The sequence below is a fragment of the Streptomyces sp. NPDC005262 genome (assembly GCF_042872425.1).
GTDB lineage: Bacteria > Actinomycetota > Actinomycetes > Streptomycetales > Streptomycetaceae > Streptomyces.
Genome location: NZ_JBIAKK010000027.1, coordinates 51075 through 58050, shown reverse-complemented (window position 1 = coordinate 58050; position 6976 = coordinate 51075). Strand labels below are relative to the sequence as shown.

9 protein-coding genes are annotated in these 6976 nt (G+C 71.3%); 2 read left to right on the top strand and 7 right to left on the bottom strand.

Annotated features, from left to right (window positions below):
• From ACFYP5_RS37390 to ACFYP5_RS37370, 5 genes are all read right to left on the bottom strand, one after another.
• On the bottom strand, positions 1-99 hold a 99-nt coding region (locus tag ACFYP5_RS37390), incomplete at its 3' end, for a DUF6507 family protein (protein WP_389044259.1).
• Between the two features lie 85 nt (positions 100-184).
• Positions 185-496, bottom strand: a complete 312-nt coding sequence (locus tag ACFYP5_RS37385; RefSeq protein WP_319330803.1) for a pore-forming ESAT-6 family protein — start codon at positions 494-496, stop codon at positions 185-187.
• A 22-nt stretch (positions 497-518) separates the two neighbouring features.
• Entirely contained in the window at positions 519-851 is a 333-nt protein-coding gene (locus ACFYP5_RS37380) for a hypothetical protein (protein ID WP_352308466.1), read from the bottom strand.
• Positions 852-1052: 201 nt separating this feature from the next.
• Positions 1053-2453, bottom strand: a complete 1401-nt coding sequence (locus ACFYP5_RS37375; RefSeq protein ID WP_389044247.1) for an NAD(P)/FAD-dependent oxidoreductase — start codon at positions 2451-2453, stop codon at positions 1053-1055.
• Positions 2454-2536: 83 nt separating this feature from the next.
• Positions 2537-3199, bottom strand: a complete 663-nt coding sequence (locus tag ACFYP5_RS37370; RefSeq protein WP_327129134.1) for a rhomboid-like protein — start codon at positions 3197-3199, stop codon at positions 2537-2539.
• A 9-nt stretch (positions 3200-3208) separates the two neighbouring features.
• On the opposite strand from ACFYP5_RS37370, the gene ACFYP5_RS37365 reads away from it, so the two are divergent.
• Complete coding sequence (locus ACFYP5_RS37365) at positions 3209-4147, top strand: aminoglycoside phosphotransferase family protein (protein ID WP_389044246.1); 939 nt, start codon at positions 3209-3211, stop codon at positions 4145-4147.
• Between the two features lie 55 nt (positions 4148-4202).
• Complete coding sequence (locus ACFYP5_RS37360) at positions 4203-4676, top strand: GNAT family N-acetyltransferase (RefSeq protein ID WP_327126141.1); 474 nt, start codon at positions 4203-4205, stop codon at positions 4674-4676.
• 17 nt (positions 4677-4693) lie between these two features.
• Here the strand turns inward: ACFYP5_RS37360 and ACFYP5_RS37355 are convergent, their stop codons facing one another.
• Together ACFYP5_RS37355 and ACFYP5_RS37350 are read right to left on the bottom strand one after the other, a co-directional pair.
• A complete protein-coding gene (locus tag ACFYP5_RS37355) occupies positions 4694-5695 on the bottom strand; it encodes a zinc-binding dehydrogenase (protein WP_389044244.1) in 1002 nt (333 codons plus the stop codon).
• A 46-nt stretch (positions 5696-5741) separates the two neighbouring features.
• A complete protein-coding gene (locus ACFYP5_RS37350) occupies positions 5742-6941 on the bottom strand; it encodes an NAD(P)-binding protein (RefSeq protein ID WP_389044242.1) in 1200 nt (399 codons plus the stop codon).
• Positions 6942-6976: the final 35 nt, after the last annotated feature.

The window sequence follows — 6976 nt, the reverse complement described above, 5'->3', positions numbered from 1 at the left end:
ACCGTACGACTTCGCGTACGTCTCGATCTTCCCCGCCGTCTCACCCGTCGTCTTCAGCACACCCTGAATACCCTGCGGCTTCAGATCCCACCCGGCCATGCCCTACCCCATGCTCCCCGTCACCGACCGGCGCCCAACCGCACCCAGTCAGCCGATGTTGTCCACCACGGCTTCCGCCCGCGTATCAGCCGATGTTGTCGACGGCTGCCTTCGCGCGCGTGATCGTGTGCTGCGCGGTCCCGTCGTTCTTCTCCAGCGTCGTCTTCAGCAGCTGGATGATGTTCTTGACCTCCTGCGAGGCCCGGTTCCATCGCATTTCCTTGCCGTGGTACTCATCCGCCACACCGTCCGCGGTGAAGTCCGCCATCGCAGCCTTCACCTGCCCGTCACGCGCCGCGATCACTTCCTCCAGACGCGCGATCACGACCTGGATGTTGCCCTGCGCATCCGCCGACGCACCCGTGTCATACGCCCGACGATCACTGCCACCAGCCATCAGAATCCCCAACCCCTAATGCTCAGCGTCCGCCGAAGCGGGCCGCGTCGAAGTTCGCCGCGCCCATCTGCTGCCGCGCGTTGTCACCCTGCTCCTGATCACCCGAGCCGAACGCCTGCTCCATGCCCGACTGACCACCCAGCAGCGCCGACAGCGAACCGTTCAACGCCGCGGTGATCTCGTCCGACCGGTTCTTGAACGAATCGAACGCCGCACGCCCCGCACCGTTGAACTTCCCCTCCAACGGCGCACCCGCCTGCACCAGCTGACGGATCAACGTGCCCAAGTCATCACTCGAACCACGCGACTTCGACGTCAGATTCGACAGAACCTGCGCCCCCATGTCGAACTTCATTCGCTTCCCCCTGCCACGCCAAGTGATCCCATAGGACGCCATCCTTGCGAACCCGGCGCGCCCGTTCAACCGGCGATCCCGGCCGTGACCGGCCTATGGCACGACCGTGCGTGATCAAAGGCGTGTGAAGCGGATATTCGGGCCATCGTGAGTTCGCGGGTTCGCGGGATCTCCAGAACATCTTCGCGGGATCTCCGTCGGTCAGTGACGCCCCGCCAGCCGGTCCGCCACCTTGGCGACGGGGTCGGTGCCGGGTCGGGGGGAGGTGAGTTCCCGGCGGTCCGCGCTGCGGTAGGCCGCGTACATGCCGTGGACGCCGATCCAGCGGAAGGGTTCCGGTTCCCAGCGGCGGACCTTGTGGTTGACCCAGGGGAGAGTCGTCAGGTCGGTGGGGCCCGCCTGGCCGGAGTCCTGCTGGATCAGGTCCCGCAGAGTGCGGGCGGCGAGGTTGGTGGTGGCGACGCCGGAGCCGACGTAGCCGCCGGCCCAGCCCAGGCCGGTGGAGCGGTCGAGTGTGACGGTGGCACACCAGTCGCGGGGGACGCCGAGGACGCCGGACCAGGCGTGGTCGATGCGGACGCCCGCCGTGGTGGGGAAGAAGCGGACCAGGATGTCGCGGAGCGCCTCGATGGTGGCGGGCTGGGTGCGGCCGTCGTTGTCGGTGGCGGAGCCGTAGCGGTAGGGGACGCCGCGGCCGCCGAGCGCGATGCGGTCGTCGGCGGTGCGCTGGGCGTACATGTAGGCGTGGGCCATGTCGCCGAGGGTCTCGCGGCCGTCCCAGCCGATGGTGTCCCAGATCTCCTTGGGGAGCGGCTCGGTGGCGATCATCGAGGAGTTCATGGGGAGCCAGGTGCGGCGCTGGCCCTTGAGTCCCGAGGTGAAGCCTTCGGTGCAGCGCAGGATGTACGGGGCGCGGACGGTGCCGTACGGGGTGTGGGCGTGCTTGGGCTTGATCTCGGTGACGGGGGTCGATTCGTGGATGGTGACGCCGAGCGCTTCGACGGCGTCGGCGAGGCCCTTGACGAGTTTGACCGGGTGCAGGCGGGCGCCGTGCGGGGTCCAGGTGGAGCCGACGGCTCCGGTGACGCGGATGCGTTCGGCGGTCTCGCGGGCGCCGCGCAGGACACGGTCGGTCTCGCCGAAGGCGATCTCCACGGAGTGGAAGTCCTTGAGGCGGGCCAGCTGGGCGGGGGTGTACGCGACTTCGAGGACGCCGCCCCGGTGGATGTCGGCGTCGATGTTCTCCTCGGCGGCGACGCGTACGACTTCGTCGACGGTGTCGTTCATCGCCTTCTGGAGGCGGACGGCGGCGTCGTGGCCGTGGAGTTTCGCGTAGCGGTCGCGCCCCGCGATGCCGTTGTAGAGCCAGCCGCCGTTGCGCCCGGAGGCGCCGTAGCCGCAGAACTTGGCTTCCAGGACGGTGATGTTGAGGAAGGGGACGGCCTTCTTGAGGTAGTAGGCGGTCCACAGGCCGGTGTATCCGCCGCCGACGATGCAGACGTCGGCGGTGCTGTCGCCGGGCAGGGGTTCGCGGGCTGTGGGGGTGCCCTGATCCGCGTACCAGAACGATATTCCGCCGTTGACCGTGCTGACGGTGCTCATGTTGCCCCTGCTTGTCCGGTGTGAAGCCGAGTCTGTGTGAAGCCCGGGGCCGTGTGAAGCCCGAGTTCCTGTGTGGCGGGACGTTACTGGGCGAGGGGCGGTTTCGTCGTCCCCCGGGTGAGCGGGTAGCAGGCGAGACCGATGAGTGCGGCGGTGAAGTGACCGAGGTCGGTGAAGGTGCGGCCGGTGATCAGGGGGACGCCGTAGACGACGAGGACGGCGAAGAGGTACACCAGCCGCCAGGGGCGGGGCACGTGGTAAGTGAGGACGGCGACCACACCCGCGAGTGCGTAACTGACCCCGACGTCCAAGGTGTTGACCGCGGACACGGGTGCCTGTCCGTGGCGGACGGCCCAGGCGAGGACGCCCTCGCTCACGAGCGTGGCCAGGACGTGCGCGAGCGCGGCGACCGCGAACCACCGCAGCGTGCCGAGCCAGCGCTCGGCGGGGGCGTGGAAGACAGTGAAGAGGAAGGCGTAAGTGAGCCAGTGGCCGCCCTCGATCCAGAAGGCGCTGGAGATGAGGACGCGTACCGGGTCGCGGACGAGTTCGTGGATGTTGGTCGAGCGCTGGCGCAGGAAGTCCTCTTCGAAGTCGGGTGACATCTGGTGCACGACGAAGGTCGTGGCGAAGAGGATCGTCAGCCAGATGTAGGTGCCGGGGGCGCTGCGGATCCAGGCGCCGACGGCGCGGACGGTTCGCGCAGCGGCCGGGGGGGCGGGTGGGGAAGGGCTGCTCGGGGCCATAGTCGATTGATGCACGGTCCTACGATCGGGTGCGTGATTGACATTCCGGACGCGCTGATCGCCACCCAGTCCAAGTACAACGGGGAGGCCGGGCGGGCGTTCGTGGCCGCGCTGCCCGGGCTCGCGGACCGTTTCCTCGGGGAGTGGGGGCTGCGGCGGGACGGCGCCGCGATGTACGGGGTGTGTGCGCTGGTGCTGCCGGTGGTACGCGCTTCGGACGGCCGGCGGGCGGCGCTGAAGCTTCAGGCGCAGGACGAGGAGACGGCGGGGGAGCCGGTCGCGCTTCGGGTCTGGGGCGAGGCCGGTGCGGGAGCGGTGGAGCTGCTCGACCATGACCCCGGGACCGGCACGATGCTGCTGGAACGGCTGGACGAGCAGCGGCCGCTCTCGGAGGTGGCCGATGAGCGGGCGGCGGTCGAGGTGCTCGCCGGGCTGCTGGCCCGGCTGACGTCCGTACCCGCGCCGGACGGACTGCGCCGGCTCGGGGATGCCGCGGAGCGGATGCTGGACGGGGCGGCGCGGGCGGCGGCCGGGCTGGCGGACGAGGAGGAGCGGCGGCTGCTGAGGGACTGCGCCGCGGCGGTACGGGAGGTGGCGGGCGAACCGGGGGACCGGCTGCTCCACTGGGACCTGCACTACGACAACATCCTCGCCGGCCGGGCCGACGAGGGCCGGGCGCACGAGTGGATCGCACTGGACCCGAAGCCGCTGGCCGGGGACCCCGGGTTCGATCTGATGCCCGCCCTGGCCAACCGGTTCGACGTGTCGGCGGTGCGGTGGAGGTTCGATCTGATGACGGAGGTGATGGGGCTGGACCGGGAGCGGGCGCGGTCCTGGACACTGGGGCGGGCGCTGCAGAACGGCCTCTGGGGTGTGGCGGAGGGCGAGCACCGGCTGCCTCCGGACCAGGTGGAGATCGCCCGGCAGCTGCTGGGGCGGGGGGAGTGAGGGAGGGGCAGGGGCGAGCGGCGGCACAGGACGGACACGTGTTTACGCTGCCCTCATGATTCGTACCGCTACCGCTGCCGATGTCCCTGTCATTCACACGATGGTCCGCGAGCTCGCCGACTACGAGAAGGCGCTCCATGAGGCGAACGCCACCGAGGAGCAGCTGCGCGAGGCACTCTTCGGTGAGCGGCCCGCAGCGTACGCGCACATCGCCGAGTCCGACGAGGACGGCGAGATCGTCGGCTTCGCGCTGTGGTTCCTGAACTTCTCGACGTGGCGCGGAGTGCACGGCATCTACCTGGAGGACCTGTACGTACGTCCGGACCGGCGCGGTGGCGGGCACGGGAAGGCGCTGCTGACGGAGCTGGCGCGGATCTGTGTGGAGCGTGGTTACGAGCGTCTGGAGTGGTCGGTGCTGGACTGGAACGCCCCGTCCATCGCCTTCTACGAGTCGCTGGGTGCGCGGCCGCAGGACGAGTGGACGGTGTACCGGCTGACGGACGGGGCGCTGGCGGAGCTCGGCGGCTGACCTCTGCCGGGCACTTCCTACGGCACGAGGACGACCTTGCCCATCGTGCCGCGCGTCTCCAGGGCGCGGTGGGCGGCGGCCGCCGCGGCGAGGGGGAACCGCTGGACGGCAGGGCGCAGGCGTCCGGCGGCGGCTTCGGCGAGCGCGCGTTCTTCGAGGACGCGCAGACCGCCCGCCTTCTGCATCATCGCCGGTCCGAGGACGCTCCGGGATGTGATGCCGCGTTCGGCGAGTTCCTCGTCGGTGAAGCTGAGCGGGGACCCGTTGTGGAGTCCTTCTCCGGACCAGCCGAAGACGATGTGCTGCCCGCCCCTGCCGAGGAGGTCGACGGCCGCACGGCCGGTGACGCCGCCCACGGAGTCGTAGACGACGGTGGCCCGGCGGCCGAGGCCATCCAGGTGGGCGCGGACCCGCCGGGGCCAGTCGGGGAGGGTGTAGTCGACGGCGAAATCGGCGCCGTTGGCCCTGACCGCGGCGGTCTTGGCCGGACCGCCGGCCAGGCCTATGACGGTGGCCCCGGCGTTCTTGGCGTACTGCACGAGCAGGGTGCCGATGCCGCCCGCGGCGGCCGGGACCAGGGCGATGGAGTCGGGGCCGAGGTCGGTGAACTGCAGGATGCCGAGTGTGGTGCGGCCGGTGCCGATCATGGCGACGGCTTCGGCTTCGTCGAGGCCGGGCGGGATCGGGTGGAGCCTGTCGGCGTCGGTGACGGCGAGTTCGGCGTAACCGCCGGGGGCAGTGCCGAGATGGGCGACGACGCGGCTGCCGAGCAGTGCGGGGTCGGTGGACTCGCCGAGCATGTCGACCGTGCCGGCGACTTCCCGGCCGGGGACGGTGGGCAGCTCGGCGGGGGCCGGGAAGGGGCCTGTCATGCCCTCGCGCAGGGCGGTGTCCAGGAGGTGCACGCCCGCCGCGGCGACGGCGATACGGACCTGGCCGGGGCCGGGTACGGGATCGTCGGTCGTCTCGTACGTGAGGTTCTCGGCGGGGCCGAAGGTGTGGAGGCGGACGGCGTGCATGGCGGGCTCCCCGGGTCGACTGGCTGTCGGGGCTCACCCTCCGACCTCAACTCCGCTCGAGGTCAAGCGGCCGACGGGTCGGCCGTGGCTGTTCGCTCGCTCCGAGCGCGAGCACGGCGGCCTCCATCCCGCTGTTGAACGACACCTCACTGAGCAGTCCGGGCGCCGCGACCTGGTCGCCCGCGAGGTAGATGCCGTTGCCGCGGTCGATGGCCGGCCGGTCCCGCCAGGTGGTGCCGGGGTGGTCGACCGCGCCCGTACGGCCGGTGGCGAGGGCCTCGCACCGCCACTCGACGCGGTCGCGCCAGCCCGGGAAGCCGAGGTCGAGGAGGTCCTCGGCCCGGGCGATGCCGGCTGCCTTCGACTCGCCGGGGGCTACGGGAATCTGGCCCTGGACGAGCTGTCGGCCCGTCGGGGCGAGGGTGCGGTCCTGGGCGGTGAAGCGTTCCGTCCAGCCGGGGGCGTCCAGGTCGGAGACGGCGAACGCGTCGCCGCGCCGGGTGCGCAGCCCCAGGTCGATCAGGGCGCTCCTGCCGCTGTCCCACGTCAGGGTGGGGTCGCGGAGCAGGCTGCGGGCGGCGTCGAGGGAGGTGGCGACGACGACCGGGCCGCTGCGGGCCAGGCCGTCGAGGTCGCTCGGGTCGATCCGGGTCGCCGTCTCGATCCGGACGCTCAGGTTCCAGGCGCGCGCCGCCATCCGGTCGATGACCTGCGCCCAGCCGCCGACCGGGTAGCGGGCCTCGGGCGGCAGTGCCGCGGCGCGGCGCAGCCGCTCCTGGACGAACGCGGCGGAGAGCGAACCGGGGTCGTGGTGGTACAGCGCGACAGCGGCGAAATGCGCGGCCGTGCGGGCGCCCTCCTCGCCGACCTGAGCGGTGGCCCAGGTGCGGAAATCGGTGTCGACGGGGGCGTGTTCGGCCCGGCGGCGGGTCAGCCGGAGGAGGGCGAGGGGCGGGGTCCTGCGCAGGGCGCCGTCCAGCCGGAAGCGGAGTTTGCCGGCCTGGCGCAGCGGCACGGTGACGGTCCGGCCGAGGAGACCCCGCTGCCCGAGCCAGGTCCAGTGCGGTCCGCGGCGGTAGAGGGCGTGGGGTCCGTCATTGGTGCGATACGGGCCTTCGGCGGTCCTGGCACGGCCGCCGAGGGTGTGGTGGGCCTCGTGGACGGTCACCAGGGCACCGGACTCGGCGGCCGTGATCGCTGCGGTGAACCCGGCGAGGCCGCCGCCGATGATGTGGATGCGCTGCATGAGTTCCGGTCCCTTCGGTCGAAGAAGGCGTCATG

What these genes read in the sequence shown, in the direction of transcription:
- ACFYP5_RS37380 (WP_352308466.1), bottom strand. Translation starts at nt 851, where the DNA reads ATGAAGTTCGACATGGGGGCGCAGGTTCTGTCGAATCTGACGTCGAAG.
- ACFYP5_RS37350 (WP_389044242.1), bottom strand. Translation starts at nt 6,941, where the DNA reads ATGCAGCGCATCCACATCATCGGCGGCGGCCTCGCCGGGTTCACCGCA.
- ACFYP5_RS37385 (WP_319330803.1), bottom strand. Translation starts at nt 496, where the DNA reads ATGGCTGGTGGCAGTGATCGTCGGGCGTATGACACGGGTGCGTCGGCG.
- ACFYP5_RS37375 (WP_389044247.1), bottom strand. Translation starts at nt 2,453, where the DNA reads ATGAGCACCGTCAGCACGGTCAACGGCGGAATATCGTTCTGGTACGCG.
- ACFYP5_RS37370 (WP_327129134.1), bottom strand. Translation starts at nt 3,199, where the DNA reads ATGGCCCCGAGCAGCCCTTCCCCACCCGCCCCCCCGGCCGCTGCGCGA.
- ACFYP5_RS37355 (WP_389044244.1), bottom strand. Translation starts at nt 5,695, where the DNA reads ATGCACGCCGTCCGCCTCCACACCTTCGGCCCCGCCGAGAACCTCACG.
- ACFYP5_RS37360 (WP_327126141.1), top strand. Translation starts at nt 4,203, where the DNA reads ATGATTCGTACCGCTACCGCTGCCGATGTCCCTGTCATTCACACGATG.
- ACFYP5_RS37365 (WP_389044246.1), top strand. Translation starts at nt 3,209, where the DNA reads ATGCACGGTCCTACGATCGGGTGCGTGATTGACATTCCGGACGCGCTG.